Origin of the sequence: Nocardioides sp. zg-1230 (assembly GCF_013155335.1) — a bacterium.
Lineage (GTDB): Bacteria > Actinomycetota > Actinomycetes > Propionibacteriales > Nocardioidaceae > Nocardioides.
In genome coordinates, this window is record NZ_JABJQZ010000002.1 from 124,324 (window position 1) to 140,239 (window position 15,916).

The following is a 15,916-nucleotide window of genomic DNA, read 5'->3' on the forward strand; positions in this document are numbered from 1 at the left end:
GTGACGTACGCCGGTGCTGCCCCGACCGCGACCCCGACCGCGACCCCGACCGCCCTGCTCGAGCGGATCCGTGCCTCCGTCATCGGCGACGACCAGGTGATGCAGGGCCCCTACGGTCCCCGCCGCGTCACCTACGCCGACTACACCGCGTCGGGCCGCAGCCTGACCTTCATCGAGGACTTCATCCGCCACGAGGTGCTTCCCGCCTACGCCAACACCCACACCGAGGCGAGCGGCACCGGGCTCCAGACCACCCGGCTGCGCGAGGACGCCCGGCGGATCATCCGCGACGCCGTCGGCGGTGACGACGACACGGTGGTCATCTTCTGCGGCTCCGGCAGCACGGCCGCGATCGACAAGATGATCGGCATCCTCGGCCTGCGCATTCCGTGCGCGCTGGAGGACCGTCACCATCTCAGCGCCGCGATCCCCGCCGACCAGCGCCCCGTCGTGTTCATCGGCCCGTTCGAGCACCACTCCAACGAGGTGAGCTGGCGCGAGACCATCGCCGACGTCGTCACCATCCACGAGGACGCCGACGGCCGGGTCTCGCTGGAGCACCTGCGCGAGGAGCTCGAGCGCCACGCCGACCGCCCGCTCAAGATCGGCTCGTTCTCAGCGGCCTCCAACGTCACCGGCATCGTGACCGACACCGAGGGCGTCGCCGACCTGCTCCACGAGCACGGCGCCCTCAGCTTCTGGGACTTCGCTGCGTGCGCGCCCTACGTCGACATCGAGATGTACGGCCCGGGCACCTCCCGCAAGGACGCGATCTTCATCAGCCCCCACAAGTTCATCGGCGGCCCCGGCACCCCGGGGGTGCTCGTCGTGCGCCGCGAGCTGATGGCCAACCGGGTACCGGTCGTGCCCGGCGGCGGGACGGTGATGTACGTCAACCCGACCGAGCACCGCTACCTCGACGACCCGGCCCACCGCGAGGAGGGCGGCACGCCCGCGATCGTCGAGTCGATCCGCGCCGGCCTGGTCTTCCAACTCAAGCAGGCCGTGGGCGTCGAGACGATCCAGGCCCACGAGGAGGAGCTGCTCCAGCGGGCCGTGGAGGCCTGGCGGGCCGAGCCGACGATCCAGATCCTCGGCAACCTCGACGCCCAGCGGCTCTCGATCGTGTCCTTCGTCGTCAAGGCACCCGACGGCACCTACCTCCACCACAACTTCGTCGTCGCGCTGCTCAACGACCTCTTCGGCATCCAGACCCGCGGGGGCTGCTCGTGCGCCGGGCCTTACGGCCACCGGCTGCTCGACATCGACCTCGACCACAGCCATCGCTACGAGGAGCAGATCCGCGGAGGCTGCGAAGGCATCAAGCCGGGCTGGGTGCGGGTCAACTTCAACTACTTCGTCGACGAGGAGGTCTTCACCTACGTCACCGAGGCCGTCCGCCTCGTGGCGCGCGAGGGGTGGCGCCTCCTCGGCGACTACCGCTTCGACCCGGCCACCGGTCTCTGGCACCACCGCACGGGCCCCGTCGAGCCGCCGCTGCGCCTGGCCGACGTGAGCTACGCCGCCGACGGTGCGATGACCTACCCGCGGCACACGCAGACGGCCCCCGTCTCGGCGCTCCGTGAGCACCTCGACGAGGGCCGCGCGATCATGGCCGCCGCGTCTCCGCCCGACTGGTCCGACACCGCCCACCTCACGGAGGACTTCGACGACCTCCGGTGGTTCGCGCTGCCCGCCTGCTCGCTGGGGCCGTGACGGTCCCGGACCCGTGACGGGCTAGGCCCCGAGCTGCCGCCGGGAGGGCCAGACCGTCGCGGCGAGCCCGGCAGCGCCGGCCGCGAGCCACGGGATCGGCATCAGCCAGCGGAGCTCGGAGGTGTCGACGACATCGCCCTGCACGAGGGCCCACACCAGCACCATGCCGGCGAAGGCGACGCCCATCACGAGGTGGCCGATGTTGACCGGGTGGAGGCCGGACGGCTTGGCGGGTGCGTCGAGCGGGCCCGTCATCGGCTCGTCGTACGGGCCGTAGGTGTCGAAGGTCGCGTCGAGGCCGTAGAGGTCGGCGTCGTCGTTGCGGTGCTCGGTCATGGCAGATCTCCTCAGGCCGCTTCGCGGACGAGGATCTCGCCGCCGACCAGGTCGATGGTGATGGACATGTCCGGGACGTCGTCGCCGCCGTCGAGGAACCCGTCCTGGGTGATGTCGAAGCCGTCGCTGCGCTGGTCGAAGACCTGGCTCTGGCCGCCGACGACCTGGGTGCTGACGTCGACGTCCATCCCGTTCGGGACGACCACCTCGACCACGCCGCCGACCCCGTCGATGGAGATGTCGCGGCCGTCGAGCTCGTCGACGTCGGAGACGTCCGACAGGTCGAGGGTGAAGCGGCCGCCACCGAAGTCGTAGGCCTGGCGGACCTCGCTCGCGTCGGTCGGCGCGTAGAAGTGGGTCTCGTCGCCGATGCTGCCGCCGACGGTCGCCGCGGCCGTGGCCAGCGCAGCGACCAGGCCGACGAGGATGAGTCCGCCGGCACGGCCGTAGAACGAGCCGACGACCAGCATCAGGGCGGTGATGCCGAGCGCGAGTGCGGGGTAGGCGCTGTCCGCGACCGGTACGCCGGCCACGTCGACGACGCCGAGGACGCCCTCGGCGAGGGCGATCAGCGCGAGCGTGAACCAGAACAGGATCGGTCCGCGCTTGCGCGGGTTGCGCGGTCGCCGCGGTCGGTCGTACGACGCCCACGGGCCGGCCGGGTCGTGGGCCGACACGGGTCCGTACGCCGGGTCGTACCCCGTGCCGTAGCCCGTCTCGTACCCGGCGCCGTGGCCCGGGTCGTAGCCCGCATAGCCGGCGGCCGGGTCGGCGCCCAGACCGCCGTCGTACGCCTGCGGCGTGGTGCCACCGGCCTGGGGCACCGACTGCTGCTTGCGGTGCAGGAACCACACGACGAGCGCGGCGCCGATGGCCAGCGGCCAGGGGAACCAGAACGCCCCCGCCCAGTCGCCGAGGGCCGCGACGAGGGCGAGCACGCCCACGCCCACGAGGGCGATCGTGCGGCTGCGCTGGTCGAGGCCGAGGGGCTCGTCCGCGGTCCCCTCCTCGGGGACGAGGATCCAGGCGGCGACGTAGAGCAGGAGGCCGGCGCCGCCGAAGAAGACAGCCACCACGAGGGCCACGCGCACGATGATCGGATCGACATCGAGGTGGCGGGCGATGCCGCCGGCGACGCCGGCCACGTGCCGGTCGGTGACGCTGCGGCGCAGGCGGCCGAGGTCCTTCATCTCGTCGCGGGTGACCCGCGGTCCCGGCCGGGGCGGGGTGCCCGGGGCGGGATCTGTCGCCGCTGAGGATGACGGCGGGGAGGCGTCAGCGGGGTTCGGAGGGGTGGCGTTGTCCATGGCTCAACTCTCCTCGTCATCACCGCCGCGCACCATCGGGGACAGCCCTGATCCGCGTCCCGCGTTCCGGGCGTGGCTCCCGGGGTCCGGGTCAGGGTCGGCTCGGGGTCAGTCCTCATGGTCGCGCACCTGCGCGCCTGCGACGATGGAGGCACGATGAGCCACCCGACGCCCCCCGCACCCCCGTCGACGCCCCCGGCCGGCCACCCGGCTGCCCGGCCGCCGCGGGCGGGCGCGCCCCGTCGCGCCTACCGCGACATCTCGGCGCCGATCGCCGGTGGCGTCGCCGCAGGCCTCGCCCAGCACCTGGGCGTGCCCGTGCTGTGGGTGCGCGGCTTCTTCGTCGCCACCGCGTTCCTCGGCGGCTTCGGCCTCATGCTCTACGCCGGCCTGTGGATGTTCCTGCCGGCTGACCAGCACTTCGAGGTCGGCGCCCCCGGTCTGGAGAGCGCCACCCGCACCGGCAAGCGACCGGGGCGGCGCTCGCGGCTGCGCGACGCCGGACCGGCGATCGCGCTGGGTGCCCTGTTCTTCGGGGTGGTCCTCGGCGTCGAGGGCATCTTCGGCCAGGGGGTCCTGTTCTGGCCCGTGGTCCTCGGCATCGCCGGCATCGGGTTGCTGTGGCGCCAGGCCGACGAGGCCCAGCGCGAGCGATGGACGGACTCCTCGGGGCGCATCGACCCCTTCCGGGCGATCTTCGGCAACGGAGGGTGGGCGGCGTACGCCCGCATCGCCGCCGGCCTCGGACTCATCGTCACCGCCCTCATCGTCTTCGCCGTCGCCGCCGGACAGGCCACGTTCGCCGTCCCGGTGCTCGTCGCAGGACTGCTCGGGCTGCTCGGCCTCGCCATCGTGGTCGGGCCGTGGGCGCTGCGCCTGGTCAGCGACCTCGGCGCCGAGCGCGCCGAGCGGGTCCGCACCCAGGAGCGTGCCGACATGGCCGCCCACCTCCACGACTCGGTGCTGCAGACCCTCGCGCTCATCCAGAAGAACGCCCACGACGCCACCACCGTCGCCCGCCTCGCCCGCTCGCAGGAGCGCGACCTGCGCCAGTGGCTCTTCGAGGCCGACACCGCCGACGCGACGACGCTCGCCGGGGCGCTGAAGGAGATGGCAGCCGACGTCGAGTCGCAGCACCCCGTCGTCGTCGACGTGGTGACCGTCGGCGACTGCGACCTCGACGAGGCGCTCCGCCCGATCGTCCTCGCCGCCCGCGAGGCCGTGGTCAACGTCGCCAAGCACGCCGGCACCCAGCGGGCCGACGTCTACGCCGAGACCACCGCCGGGGCCGTCGACGTGTTCGTCCGCGACCGCGGCGCGGGCTTCGACCTCGGCGCCGTGGCCGGCGACCGCCACGGCGTGCGCAACAGCATCGTCGACCGGATGGCGCGCCACGGCGGCAGCGCGGACGTACGCTCGGCTCCCGGTGAGGGCACCGAGGTACGGCTCCACATGCCCCGCACCGGCCAGCGCGCCCACCCCGACCAGCCGCACGACCAGCCGCACGACCTGCCGCACGATCCCGAGGAGACCCGATGACCCAGGCCCCCCAGACGCGTCCCGTGCGGGTCGTGCTGGTCGACGACCACGCGATGTTCCGCGCAGGGGTGCGCGCCGAGCTGGCCGCGAGCGGGGCCGGTGTGGTCGAGGTCGTCGGTGAGGCGGCCGACGCGGACGCTGCCATCTCCGTCGTACGAGAGCTGCAGCCGCAGGTCGTGCTGCTCGACGTGCACCTGCCCGGCGGGGGAGGGGTCGAGGTGATGCGCCGCCAGCCGTCGCCTGACACGCTCTACCTCGCGCTGTCGGTCTCCGACGCCGCAGAGGACGTCATCGGCACCATCCGAGGCGGCGCCCGCGGCTACGTCACCAAGACCATCACCGGTCCCGAGCTGGTCGATGCGATCACCCGGGTGGCCGGTGGGGACGCGGTGTTCTCGCCGCGGCTGGCCGGGTTCGTGCTCGACGCCTTCGCCGGGTCGATCGACGTGGCCGCGGTCGACGAGGACCTCGACCGGCTCACCGAGCGCGAGCGGGAGGTGATGCGGCTGATCGCCCGTGGCTACGCCTACAAGGAGGTCGCGAAGGAGCTGTTCATCTCGGTCAAGACCGTCGAGACGCACATGTCGTCGGTGCTCCGCAAGCTCCAGCTGTCGAGTCGTCACGAGCTGACGAAGTGGGCCTCCGACCGCCGTCTGCTCTGACGCGGGGACGCGCCCGTGCGGGTGGGCGACGATTGACAAGAGCAGGCGGAACCGGTGGGGTCGGGGGGTCCCATTCGCACTCGGAAGCGACCCTCCTGTGGCTGACTCGACCGCAACCGTCCCCACGACCGACGACGACAACGGCCTCAAGAGGTCCATCACCGGCGCGCAGCTGTTCTTTTACACCCTCGGGGACGTGCTGGGTTCCGGCATCTACGTCCTCATCGGACTGGTGGCGGCCGCCGTCGGCGGCGCGTTCTGGATCGCCTTCGCTGCCGGCGTCACCGTCGCGGCCATCACCGGAGCGGCGTACGCCGAGCTCGTGACGAAGTACCCCCAGGCGGCGGGCTCGTCGCTCTACGTCCAAAAGGCGTTTCGCAACAAGGCGCTCACATTCCTGGTCACCGTGTCCTTCCTGTCGGCGAGCTTCGCGGCCTCAGGCTCGCTGGCGGCCGGGTTCGCCTCGTACTTCGGCCAGCTCTTCGACGGCGGCGGCCCGCCGGCGCTGCTGGTCTCGCTGGTCTTCGTCGCCGTGCTGGTGGTCATCAACTACATCGGCATCACGGAGTCGGTCGTGATGAACATGCTCATGACCTTCATCGAGCTCAGCGGCCTGGTCATCGTGATGATCATCGGCATCTGGTACATCGCCGAGGGCAACGCGGACTTCGGCACGCTCACCGACATCAGCGTCTCCGGCAACCCGGCGCTCGCCGTCCTCGCCGGGGTGGCGCTCTCCTTCTTCGCGATGACCGGCTTCGAGAACACCGCCAACGTGGCCGAGGAGACCATCGACCCCTATCGGGCGTTCCCGCGCTCCCTCATCGGCGGCATGATCGTGGCCGGTGTGGTCTACGTGCTCGTGTCGATGGCCGCGGCGCTGACCGTGCCGACCGACAAGCTGGCCGATTCCGAGGTGGCGCTCCTCGAGGTGGTCAAGCAGGGGATCCTCCCGTTCTCCACCGACCTGATGACCACCATCTTCACCATCATCGCGCTCGTGGCCATCACCAACACGACCCTCGTGACCCTGGTGACGCAGCCCCGCATCCTCTACGGAATGGCTCGCGAGGACGTCGTCCCCGGAGTCTTCGCCAAGGTCCACGCGAGCCGGCGCAGCCCCTGGGTGGGCCTGCTGTTCAGTGGCCTGGTGGTCGGCGGCCTGCTCGTCACCGGCACCCTCGTCACCGAGGCCGGCGGCAAGCTCGACCTCGTCAACCGACTGGCCCTCGTCACGGTCGTCTTCCTGCTCGCGATCTACGCGCTCGTCATCGTGACGTGCCTGAAGCTGCGCGGACACGACGAGGACGAGCGGGCGTTCCGCGCCAGCACGCCGCTGTTGGTCGTGGGGCTGGTCGGCAACCTGGCGATCCTCTACTACGCCATCTACGACGACCCCGCGTCGCTCTACTGGTGCGCCGGGCTGCTCGCCGTCGGAGTGGTGCTCTACCTCGCCGAGCAGCTGTTCGGCAAGAGGGGCACCGGCTCGCGCACCCCCGACCTCGACGACTCCACCGCCACCAAGGAGGGCTGACATGCACGTCATCGTCGCCACGGACGGCTCGCGCCAGTCGCTGGCCGCCGCCAAGCACCTCAAGTCCTTCGCCGACCCGACCAAGGTCACCGAGATCTCCGTCGTCGCGGTCATCCGGCCCCTGGCCTCGGTGGCTTTCGCCGACGACGTGTCCGAGCAGCAGTTCGACGGGTCGTTCCGCGACGCCGCGCAGAGCGCGGTCGACACCATCGCTGCCGTGTTCGAGGGCTGGGGTCCGAAGGTCAACAAGCGCATCCGCAGCGGCTCGGCGGCCAACGAGATCATCAAGGCCGCCAAGCAGTACGACGCCGGGCTGGTCGTGGTCGCGGCGGGCGGGCGCGGCCTCAGCGACGCGGTGCTCGTCGGCAGCACGGCACAGCGGGTGCAGCACTACGCGCCGTGCCCGGTGCTCGTCGTACGCCCTGCGCCGAAGCCGAAGAAGCACCGGGCCTGATCGGCGGACGTCCCGCCTTCACTAGGGTGGGGCGCATGGAGACCCTGCGGCTGGTGCTGCTCTTCGTCCACATCCTCGGCTACGCCGCCCTCCTCGGTGGCCTCCTCGTGCAGGTGCGCGACGACGACAAGCGGGTGAACTCGCTGATGCGCGACGGCTCCGGGACGGCGTTCCTCGCCGGGCTGCTGCTGGTGGGGGTGCTCGAGACCCTGGGCTCGCCCGACCACGCCAAGATCGGCGTCAAGTTCGCCATCGGCCTGGTCATCCTGGTGCTGGTGATGGTCAACATGCGCAAGCCGAGCATCCCGCAGGGGCTCTACTTCGGCCTGCTCGCGCTGACGATCGCCAACATCGCGGTGGCGGTCTTCTGGTCGCCCGCCCACGCCTGATCGACTGTCACCGCCCCCGCATAGGCTGGGGGCGAGATGACCCCCACTGACACCTCCCCGACCGGCCCCGCCGACCAGGCCCTGTTCGAGCTTCGCGACCACCCGCTCCTCGAGGGGCTCAACGAGCCCCAGCGGGCGGCGGTGACCCACGCCGGGCCGCCCCTCCTCGTCGTGGCCGGCGCGGGCTCGGGCAAGACCCGGGTGCTGACGCGTCGCATCGCCTGGCTGATCAACGAGCGCAAGGCACACCCGGGCTCGATCCTGGCGATCACCTTCACCAACAAGGCCGCGGCCGAGATGAAGGAGCGCGTCGAGGACCTCGTCGGCAAGCGGGCGCGGGTCATGTGGGTCTCGACCTTCCACTCCGCGTGCGTGCGCATCCTCCGCAAGGAGATCGACCGGGTGGGCTTCAAGTCCAACTTCTCGATCTACGACGCGGCCGACTCCAAGCGACTGATGACGCTCGTGCTGCGCGACCTGGAGCTCGATCCCAAGCGCTACCAGCCCAACGCGGTGCTCCACTGGGTCTCCGACCAGAAGAACGAGCTGCGTGACGCCGAGGATGCCGCCAAGGAGGCGCGCAACTCCTTCGAGGAGGCCTACGCCAAGGCCTTCAGCGCCTACCAGCGCCGCCTGCGCGAGGCCAACGCGCTCGACTTCGACGACCTCATCATGACCACGGTCCACCTGCTGCAGGCGTTCCCCGACGTCCGCGAGAACTACCGCCGCCGGTTCCGCCACGTGCTCGTGGACGAGTACCAGGACACCAACCACGCCCAGTACAGCCTGATCCAGCAGCTGTGCGGGACGTCGTTGGAGATGGGCACTGTGTTCGAGGAAGGACACCAGGAGGTCGAGCCGAGCGAGCTGATGGTCGTCGGCGACGCCGACCAGTCCATCTACGCCTTCCGCGGCGCCGACATCCGCAACATCCTCGACTTCGAGCAGGACTTCCCCGACGCGACGACGATCCTGCTCGAGCAGAACTACCGCTCGACGCAGACCATCCTGTCCGCGGCCAACTCGGTCATCGGCAACAACCGCGGTCGCAAGCCCAAGCGGCTGTGGACCGACGCGGGGGAGGGCGCGCGGATCGTCGGCTACGTCTCCGACGACGAACACGACGAGGCCCGTTTCGTCAGCGAGGAGATCGACAAGCTCGTCGACGACGCCGACGTACGCCCTGCCGACGTCGCGGTGTTCTACCGCACCAACGCGCAGTCCCGCGTGTTCGAGGAGGTGTTCATCCGCACCGGTCAGCCGTACAAGGTGGTCGGTGGGGTGCGCTTCTACGAGCGCAAGGAGGTGCGCGACGCGCTGGCCTACCTCCGCATGCTGGTCAACACCGCCGACGAGATCTCGCTGCGGCGGGTGCTCAACACCCCCAAGCGCGGCATCGGCGAGCGTGCCGAGGCCTGCATCGCCGCCCTGGCCGACCGCGACCGGATCACCTTCTGGGAGGCCCTGACCCGGGCGGCGGAGGCCCCGGGCCTGGCCACGCGCAGCCTGAAGAACATCGAGGCGTTCGTCGCGATGGTGCAGGAGCTGCAGTCGATGGTCGAGGCCGACGAGCGCCCCGACGTGATCCTCGAGTCCGTGCTGGAGCGATCGGGCTACCTCGCCGAGCTCGAGGCCAGCGACGACCCGCAGGACGGCACCCGTGCGGAGAACCTCGCCGAGCTCGTCGCGGTCGCCCGCGAGTTCGCCGAGGACCCCCAGCCCGGGCCCAGCGCCGACCCGGCCGAGGTCGAGGCCGGCACGGTCGCCGTGGGCCTCGGCGACTTCCTCGAGCGGGTCGCCCTGGTCGCCGACGCCGACCAGATCCCCGACGCCCCCGACGGCGACGACTCCGGCGTCGTCACCCTGATGACCCTCCACACCGCCAAGGGCCTGGAGTTCCCGGTCGTCTTCCTCACCGGTCTGGAGGACGGCGTCTTCCCCCACCAACGCTCGCTGGGCGACCAGCCCGAGCTCGAGGAGGAGCGCCGGCTCGCCTACGTCGGCCTCACCCGCGCGCAGCGGCGCCTCTACGTCTCCCGGGCCCTCGTCCGCTCCGCGTGGGGCGCGCCCAGCCACAACCCGGCCAGCCGGTTCCTCGACGAGCTCCCGGTCGACCTCGTCGACTGGCGCCGTACGGCCGCCGAGCAGACCCGTTGGGGCCGCGCCGACCTGACCGGCGGCTCGACGCGTCTCGGCACCCCCACCGACGCCGGACGGCGCAACTTCAGCTCCGCCGCGCTGCGGGCCGACGCGGCCGCCAAGGCCAAGCCCGCCCGCGAGATCCCGAGCCTGTCACCGGGCGACCGGGTCGTGCACGACTCCTTCGGCATGGGCACCGTGGTGGCCGTCGAGGGCGTGGCCGAGAAGTCCGTGGCCTCCATCGACTTCGGTTCCGAGGGCGTCAAGCGTCTGCTCCTGCGCTACGCGCCGGTCGAGAAGCTCTGAGAAGCGAAGCGCCGAAGAGCTTCTGATGATGGTCGAGCGAGACGTTCGACCGTGGCACGAGGTCGAATCCGGCGTGTCGAGACCCGCCTTGGTCGCCACACTTCTCAGCGGCGTCGTTCCGTAGCCGCGCGTCGCTCGGCTGGGCGACGCGCGGGGTGTCTAGTCCGCGCCGCCGCGAGCTCGGGTGCGCATGTACAGGGGTCCGGCCGTGCCACTACCGTCCGAGGACTCGGCCCGGGGGACACGGGCCCTGCGACAGGGGAACAGCATGCGCACATCAGCGATCAGCGTGGCGGCGGCGGTGGCAGCCGGAGCGGCGGTCCTCGTGGCCGGCGGCCCGGCCGCCGCGGCAGGGGCGCCGAGCCCGCAGGCTCCGTGCCTGGCCCAGGTCTTCCAGGCGCAGGCGGTGACCGCGCCCCAGACAGTGTCCGACCGGATCCTGGAGATCCGCGAGCTCTACCTCGACGGTGCCCCGTTCGGGCAGGTGCTCACGCCGCTCGCGCAAGGCCCGTGCTGACGCCCGTTCCCTGAGCCGTCGGCCACCGCTCGCGCGGGTGTCGGCGTACGACGCGCCGTTGGGCGGTGCGTGAGATGCGGCTCAGGCGCCGCTGGGCGCCTCGCTCGCCGCGGCTTCGTTCCTCAGCCGCGGGTCGCTCGACTGGGGCGGTCGCGCACACGGGTCGAAGATTTCGACACGCGCGGTAGCGCCTTCGCAAGCTCAGGCGCTTGCGCTGCTCAATCTCCCCTGACCTCGGGGCCGCTGACGCGTCCCCGTCAGGGGACGATGCCGTGCTCGACGAAGGCCTGGAACGGGTCGACCGGACCGCCGCCGCCGGGGCGGACCTCGAGGTGGAGGTGGGAGCCGGTGACGTTGCCGGTGGCGCCGACGGTGCCGATGGTCTCACCGCCGTTGACGCGGTCGCCGACCGAGACGTAGATCGAGGTCTGGTGGCAGTACCAGATCTCGGTGCCGTCATCGAGGGTGACGACGGTCTTGTTGCCGTAGGCGCCGTCGTAGCCGGTCTCGGTGACGGTGCCGTTGGCGACGGACAGGATCGAGTCGCCGCTGTTGGCGTTGAAGTCCAGGCCGGTGTGGTAGCTCGCCCAGAGGCCGTACTGCCCGAACGTGGCGGTGATGCCGTAGCTGGCGAGGGGGAGAACCCACTTGTTCTCCTTGATCTTCGCGGCCTGCTTCTCCGCAGCCCGGCGCATCTCCTCGAGCTTTGCGGCGCGCTCGGCCATCTGCTTCTCGGCCAGCGCGACGAGCTCGGGGTCGGTCTCCTCGGTGCCGGAGTCGCGGACGTGGTCGCGGCTCACCACGACGCTGCGGCGCGTCAGGGCCTGTCCGGCCGCGGAGCCGATGGCCTGGGTGGCCTCGACGGCCGAGCCGGTGGAGGCGAGGGCGGTGACGCCCGAACCGGACCCGGTGACGGCGCCACCGGCGGAGACCGCCAGCACGGCCACACCGGCGACGAGGGGCAGGGACGGCAGCCGGACCACGGAGCGGCGCGGCGGCGTGGAGGCACGTCGCTTGCCGCTCACGGGTGCAGCCGTTGCCGAGGTGCGTCGCTTGGGAGCGCGCTCCGCTCGGTGGTTGCCCATGAAGGAGTTACCAATCTGCCGGGTCGTCGGGGGGGTCGGGTCGGCTAGACCGCGCACGACTGTAACGGAAGGATCACGGGAAAGTGCAACCCTCGACCAAATAAGTTCATGTACCCCGCTCGGCGGCCGATAAACGGACGCGCGGGCGTGACGCAGTGCTCAGCCACGTGCCGCCCGGTAGCGCTCGAGCGCTTCCTGCCGCTCGTCGGCGTGGTCGACGATGCGCAGCGGGTAGTCCCGTTCGTAGCCGACGTCGGACTTCCACGGCTCGTGGGCGGCCTTGCCGGGCAGGTGCTCCAGCTCGGGCACCCAGCGGCGTACGTAGTCGCCCTGCGGGTCGAACTTCAGCCCCTGGGTCACGGGGTTGAAGACCCGGAAGTAGGGGGAGGCGTCGGTCCCGGTGCCGGCGACCCACTGCCAGCCGTGGTTGTTGGAGGCCACGTCGCCGTCGATGAGCAGGTCGAGGAAGTGGCGCGCCCCGACCGGCCACCACACGTGGAGGTCCTTGGTGAGGAAGGAGGCGGTGATCATCCGCACCCGGTTGTGCATCCACCCGGTGTGCAGGAGCTGGCGCATGCCGGCGTCGACGATCGGGAATCCGGTGGTGCCGGTGCGCCATGCCTCGACGGCGTCGTCGGGGTCGTCGTACCTCATGCCCCGCAGGGCGGGCTTGAGGTCCTTCCAGGCCGAGGACGGCGTGTGCCACAGCACGTCGGCGTAGAACTCCCGCCAGGCCAGCTCGGTGGCGTACGTCGACGTGTGGGGGATCTCGGCGAGCAGCGAGCGCGGGTGGAGCACCCCGAGGTGGAGGTAGGGGGAGAGTCGCGAGGTGCCGTCGTGGTCCGGCCGGTTCCGCTCCTCGGGATAGCTCCCGAGTCCCTCGTCGCGGAAGGCGCGCCAGCGCCGCCACGCCGCGTCCTCCCCGGCGCCGGGCAGCTCGAACGGCGCGTCGGCGACCGCCTTCTCCAGCAGGTCGAGCGCCCGCTGGTGGGAGTCGGCCGGCTCGAGGTCGGGGGAGCGTGGCGTCGGCGCGGGCTCCGGCCAGCCGTGCTCGCGCCAGGCGCGGGCGAAGGCGCTGAACACCTGGTAGGGCTCGCCGCTGCCGTTGCGGATGAGCCCCGGCCCCACGGCGTACGGCGACCCGGTGGCGACGAGCTCGACCTGGTCGCCGACCGCGTCGTCGCGCCGGCGGCCGTAGGGCGTGGTCTCGGCCGCGACGTGCACGCGCCGTCCGCCGGCCACCCGCGGCACGACGTCGCTCGGGTCGCCGTGCTGGATGCTCAGCGGGATCCGCTCGGCGAGGGACAGCACGTTGGCGGCCAGCCACGCCTGGCGGCCCGGCCCGGCGGTCGCCCAGATGGCCGGGTCGAGGACGAAGAGCGCGGTCACCGACCCCTCCTCGAGCGCGGCACGGAGGGCCGGGTTGTCGCGCACCCGGAGGTCGCGCCGGAACCACATCACCGCTGAGCTCGCGTCGCGCTTCGGGGTGGGCATGCTCGCCAACCTAGCCCGGGCGTGAGCACCACCACGCTCACCCGACCTCGTGCGACCCCGCTCAGGAGGTCTAGGGTGCCGAGAGGTAATCCCCCTTGCTCGCAACGAAAAGGACTGGTCACTCTCGTGGACCTGATGGAATTTCAGGCGAAGGAGCTCTTCGCCAAGCATGGAGTAGCGACCACGTTGGGTGTCGTCGCCGAGACCCCGGAGGCGGCTCGTGCGGCTGCCGAGGAGATGGGCGGCGTGACCGTCGTCAAGGCCCAGGTCAAGGCCGGCGGACGCGGCAAGGCGGGTGGCGTGAAGATCGCCAAGACCGCCGACGAAGCCGAGTCCTACGCCCGCGACATCATCGGCATGGAGATCAAGGGCCTGCGCGTCAACCGCGTGCTGGTGACCCCGGCGACGCCGCCGGTGGAGGAGTACTACTTCTCCTTCCTGCTCGACCGCTCCAACCGCTCGCACCTGTGCATCGCCTCGGTCGAGGGCGGCGTGGAGATCGAGGAGGTCGCCAAGACCAACCCCGACGCCGTCAAGCAGATCCGCATCGACGCCCTCGAGGGCGTCACGCCGGAGAAGGCCGCCGCGATCGTCGACGAGGCCAAGTTCCCCGCCGAGCTGCGCGACCAGGCCATCGAGATGGTCCAGGCGCTGTGGAAGGTCTACGTCGAGGAGGACGCCACCCTCGTCGAGGTCAACCCGCTGGCCCGGCTCGAGGGCGACAAGCTCGAGGCCCTCGACGGCAAGGTGTCGCTCGACGACAACGCCTCCGAGGTGCGCCACCCCGACCACGAGCAGTTCGAGATCCGCGAGGAGGCCGACCCGCTCGAGGCGAAGGCCAAGGACAAGGGCCTCAACTACGTCAAGCTCGACGGCCAGGTCGGCATCATCGGCAACGGCGCGGGCCTCGTGATGAGCACCCTCGACGTCGTCGCGTACGCCGGCGAGGCGCACGGCGGCGTGAAGCCCGCCAACTTCCTCGACATCGGTGGCGGCGCCAACGCCCAGGTGATGGCGGACGGCCTCGACGTGATCATCAACGACCCGCAGGTGAAGAGCATCTTCGTCAACGTCTTCGGCGGCATCACCGCCTGCGACGAGGTCGCCAACGGCATCAAGGGCGCGCTGGAGATCCTCGGCGACGAGGAGAGCAAGCCCCTCGTCGTCCGTCTCGACGGCAACAACGTCGAGGAGGGCCGCCGCATCCTCGACGAGCTCAACCACCCGCTGGTCACCCAGGTCGACACGATGGACGGCGCGGCCGACAAGGCCGCCGAGCTCGCCCACCAGGCCTGAGAGAGAGAACTGAACAGATGAGCATCTACCTCAACAAGGACAGCAAGATCATCGTCCAGGGCATGACGGGCGGCATGGGTGCCAAGCACACCACCCTCATGGTCGAGTCCGGCGCCAACATCGTGGGCGGCGTCAACGCCCGCAAGGCCGGCACCACCGTCGAGCTCGGCGGCAAGGAGCTCCCGGTCTACGGGACCGTCGAGGAGGCGATGAAGGAGACCGGCGCCAACGTGTCCGTCGCCTTCGTGCCGCCGGCGTTCACCAAGGACGCCTGCATCGAGGCCATCGACGCCGAGATCCCGCTCCTCGTCGTGATCACCGAGGGCGTCCCCGTCCTCGACACCGCCGAGGTCGTGGCCTACCTCGAGGGCAAGTCCACCCGGATGATCGGTCCGAACTGCCCCGGCATCATCACGCCCGAGGAGTCGCTGGCCGGCATCACGCCGCACACCATCGCGGGCAAGGGCCCGGTCGGCCTGGTGTCGAAGTCGGGCACGCTGACCTACCAGATGATGTACGAGCTGAAGGACCACGGCTTCACCACCGCCATCGGCATCGGTGGTGACCCGATCATCGGCACCACGCACATCGACGCGCTCGAGGCCTTCGAGAACGACCCGGAGACCAAGGCCATCGTGATGATCGGCGAGATCGGCGGCGACGCCGAGGAGCGCGCCGCGGCCTACATCAAGGAGCACGTGACGAAGCCGGTCGTCGGCTACGTCGCCGGCTTCACGGCTCCCGAGGGCAAGACCATGGGCCACGCCGGCGCCATCGTGTCGGGCTCGTCGGGCACCGCCCAGGCGAAGAAGGAGGCCCTCGAGGCCGCCGGGGTCAAGGTCGGCAAGACGCCGTCGGAGACCGCCGCGCTGATGCGGGAGATCCTCGAGTCGCTCTGACCTCGGGTCGAGGAGCGCTCAGTCGCGATCGACAGCTTCTTCCAGACGGCCCCGCAGGTCCACCTGCGGGGCCGTCTGCGATTTCGCGTGCCGGTCGTGGCGGGTGGGCGGGTGCGCCTCCCACAGCAGCCGCCACACGACGTGCGCGCCGAGCAGGCGCACGGGCGCGACGGCGGAGAGTCGACGTGGTGACGGCAGCGTCGGACAGGCCGCACTGGCCAGGGTCGATGGAATGGACATGGT

15 protein-coding genes are annotated in these 15,916 nt (G+C 71.1%); 10 read left to right on the top strand and 5 right to left on the bottom strand.

The features are described from left to right. Complete coding sequence (locus HOO61_RS08640) at positions 1-1,716, top strand: aminotransferase class V-fold PLP-dependent enzyme (RefSeq protein WP_367650086.1); 1,716 nt, start codon at positions 1-3, stop codon at positions 1,714-1,716. 21 nt (positions 1,717-1,737) lie between these two features. Here the strand turns inward: HOO61_RS08640 and HOO61_RS08645 are convergent, their stop codons facing one another. Together HOO61_RS08645 and HOO61_RS08650 are read right to left on the bottom strand one after the other, a co-directional pair. Further along, the gene (locus HOO61_RS08645) at positions 1,738-2,052 is read right to left on the bottom strand and encodes a hypothetical protein (protein WP_172258327.1); all 315 of its coding nucleotides are present in this window, start codon (positions 2,050-2,052) and stop codon (positions 1,738-1,740) included. 11 nt (positions 2,053-2,063) lie between these two features. Then, positions 2,064-3,359 (bottom strand): PspC domain-containing protein, encoded by a 1,296-nt coding sequence (locus tag HOO61_RS08650; protein ID WP_172258328.1) that lies wholly within the window; start codon positions 3,357-3,359, stop codon positions 2,064-2,066. Positions 3,360-3,515: 156 nt separating this feature from the next. Between HOO61_RS08650 and HOO61_RS08655 the strand changes: the two genes are divergently transcribed. From HOO61_RS08655 to HOO61_RS08685, 7 genes are all read left to right on the top strand, one after another. Continuing rightward, a complete protein-coding gene (locus HOO61_RS08655) occupies positions 3,516-4,898 on the top strand; it encodes an ATP-binding protein (RefSeq protein ID WP_172258329.1) in 1,383 nt (460 codons plus the stop codon). Beyond that, a complete protein-coding gene (locus HOO61_RS08660) occupies positions 4,895-5,560 on the top strand; it encodes a response regulator transcription factor (protein ID WP_172258330.1) in 666 nt (221 codons plus the stop codon). Before HOO61_RS08655 ends, HOO61_RS08660 begins: the two co-directional genes overlap by 4 nt. A 97-nt stretch (positions 5,561-5,657) precedes the next feature. Further along, entirely contained in the window at positions 5,658-7,094 is a 1,437-nt protein-coding gene (locus HOO61_RS08665; protein WP_172258331.1) for an APC family permease, read from the top strand. Between the two features lies 1 nt (position 7,095). After that, positions 7,096-7,548, top strand: a complete 453-nt coding sequence (locus tag HOO61_RS08670; protein ID WP_172258332.1) for a universal stress protein — start codon at positions 7,096-7,098, stop codon at positions 7,546-7,548. Positions 7,549-7,583: 35 nt separating this feature from the next. Next, a complete protein-coding gene (locus HOO61_RS08675) occupies positions 7,584-7,937 on the top strand; it encodes a hypothetical protein (RefSeq protein ID WP_172258333.1) in 354 nt (117 codons plus the stop codon). Between the two features lie 36 nt (positions 7,938-7,973). Then, on the top strand, positions 7,974-10,382 hold the full coding sequence (gene pcrA, locus HOO61_RS08680; RefSeq protein ID WP_172258334.1) for a DNA helicase PcrA: 2,409 nt from the start codon (positions 7,974-7,976) through the stop codon (positions 10,380-10,382). 268 nt (positions 10,383-10,650) lie between these two features. Then, the gene (locus tag HOO61_RS08685; protein WP_172258335.1) at positions 10,651-10,899 is read left to right on the top strand and encodes a hypothetical protein; all 249 of its coding nucleotides are present in this window, start codon (positions 10,651-10,653) and stop codon (positions 10,897-10,899) included. A gap of 257 nt (positions 10,900-11,156) precedes the next feature. On the opposite strand, the gene HOO61_RS24825 is transcribed toward HOO61_RS08685, so the two are convergent. Both HOO61_RS24825 and HOO61_RS08695 read right to left on the bottom strand, forming a co-directional pair. After that, positions 11,157-11,924, bottom strand: a complete 768-nt coding sequence (locus tag HOO61_RS24825; RefSeq protein ID WP_216658754.1) for a M23 family metallopeptidase — start codon at positions 11,922-11,924, stop codon at positions 11,157-11,159. Positions 11,925-12,143: 219 nt separating this feature from the next. Further along, positions 12,144-13,478, bottom strand: coding sequence for a deoxyribodipyrimidine photo-lyase (locus HOO61_RS08695; RefSeq protein WP_172258336.1), 1,335 nt, complete (start codon positions 13,476-13,478; stop codon positions 12,144-12,146). A gap of 126 nt (positions 13,479-13,604) precedes the next feature. On the opposite strand from HOO61_RS08695, the gene sucC reads away from it, so the two are divergent. Beyond that, positions 13,605-14,774, top strand: a complete 1,170-nt coding sequence (sucC, locus tag HOO61_RS08700; RefSeq protein WP_172258337.1) for an ADP-forming succinate--CoA ligase subunit beta — start codon at positions 13,605-13,607, stop codon at positions 14,772-14,774. Positions 14,775-14,791: 17 nt separating this feature from the next. Beyond that, complete coding sequence (gene sucD / locus HOO61_RS08705) at positions 14,792-15,673, top strand: succinate--CoA ligase subunit alpha (RefSeq protein WP_172258338.1); 882 nt, start codon at positions 14,792-14,794, stop codon at positions 15,671-15,673. Between the two features lie 18 nt (positions 15,674-15,691). Here sucD and HOO61_RS08710 read toward each other — a convergent pair whose 3' ends face one another. Continuing rightward, entirely contained in the window at positions 15,692-15,913 is a 222-nt protein-coding gene (locus HOO61_RS08710) for a hypothetical protein (RefSeq protein ID WP_172258339.1), read from the bottom strand. Between the last annotated feature and the right edge of the window lie 3 nt (positions 15,914-15,916).

Excerpts from the sequence above, each read along its gene's own strand:
- HOO61_RS08645 (WP_172258327.1), bottom strand. The coding sequence starts at position 2,052 with ATGACCGAGCACCGCAACGACGACGCCGACCTCTACGGCCTCGACGCG.
- HOO61_RS08650 (WP_172258328.1), bottom strand. The coding sequence starts at position 3,359 with ATGGACAACGCCACCCCTCCGAACCCCGCTGACGCCTCCCCGCCGTCA.
- HOO61_RS08655 (WP_172258329.1), top strand. The coding sequence starts at position 3,516 with ATGAGCCACCCGACGCCCCCCGCACCCCCGTCGACGCCCCCGGCCGGC.
- HOO61_RS08660 (WP_172258330.1), top strand. The coding sequence starts at position 4,895 with ATGACCCAGGCCCCCCAGACGCGTCCCGTGCGGGTCGTGCTGGTCGAC.
- HOO61_RS08670 (WP_172258332.1), top strand. The coding sequence starts at position 7,096 with ATGCACGTCATCGTCGCCACGGACGGCTCGCGCCAGTCGCTGGCCGCC.
- HOO61_RS08675 (WP_172258333.1), top strand. The coding sequence starts at position 7,584 with ATGGAGACCCTGCGGCTGGTGCTGCTCTTCGTCCACATCCTCGGCTAC.
- pcrA (WP_172258334.1), top strand. The coding sequence starts at position 7,974 with ATGACCCCCACTGACACCTCCCCGACCGGCCCCGCCGACCAGGCCCTG.
- HOO61_RS08685 (WP_172258335.1), top strand. The coding sequence starts at position 10,651 with ATGCGCACATCAGCGATCAGCGTGGCGGCGGCGGTGGCAGCCGGAGCG.
- HOO61_RS08695 (WP_172258336.1), bottom strand. The coding sequence starts at position 13,478 with ATGCCCACCCCGAAGCGCGACGCGAGCTCAGCGGTGATGTGGTTCCGG.
- sucD (WP_172258338.1), top strand. The coding sequence starts at position 14,792 with ATGAGCATCTACCTCAACAAGGACAGCAAGATCATCGTCCAGGGCATG.
- HOO61_RS08710 (WP_172258339.1), bottom strand. The coding sequence starts at position 15,913 with ATGTCCATTCCATCGACCCTGGCCAGTGCGGCCTGTCCGACGCTGCCG.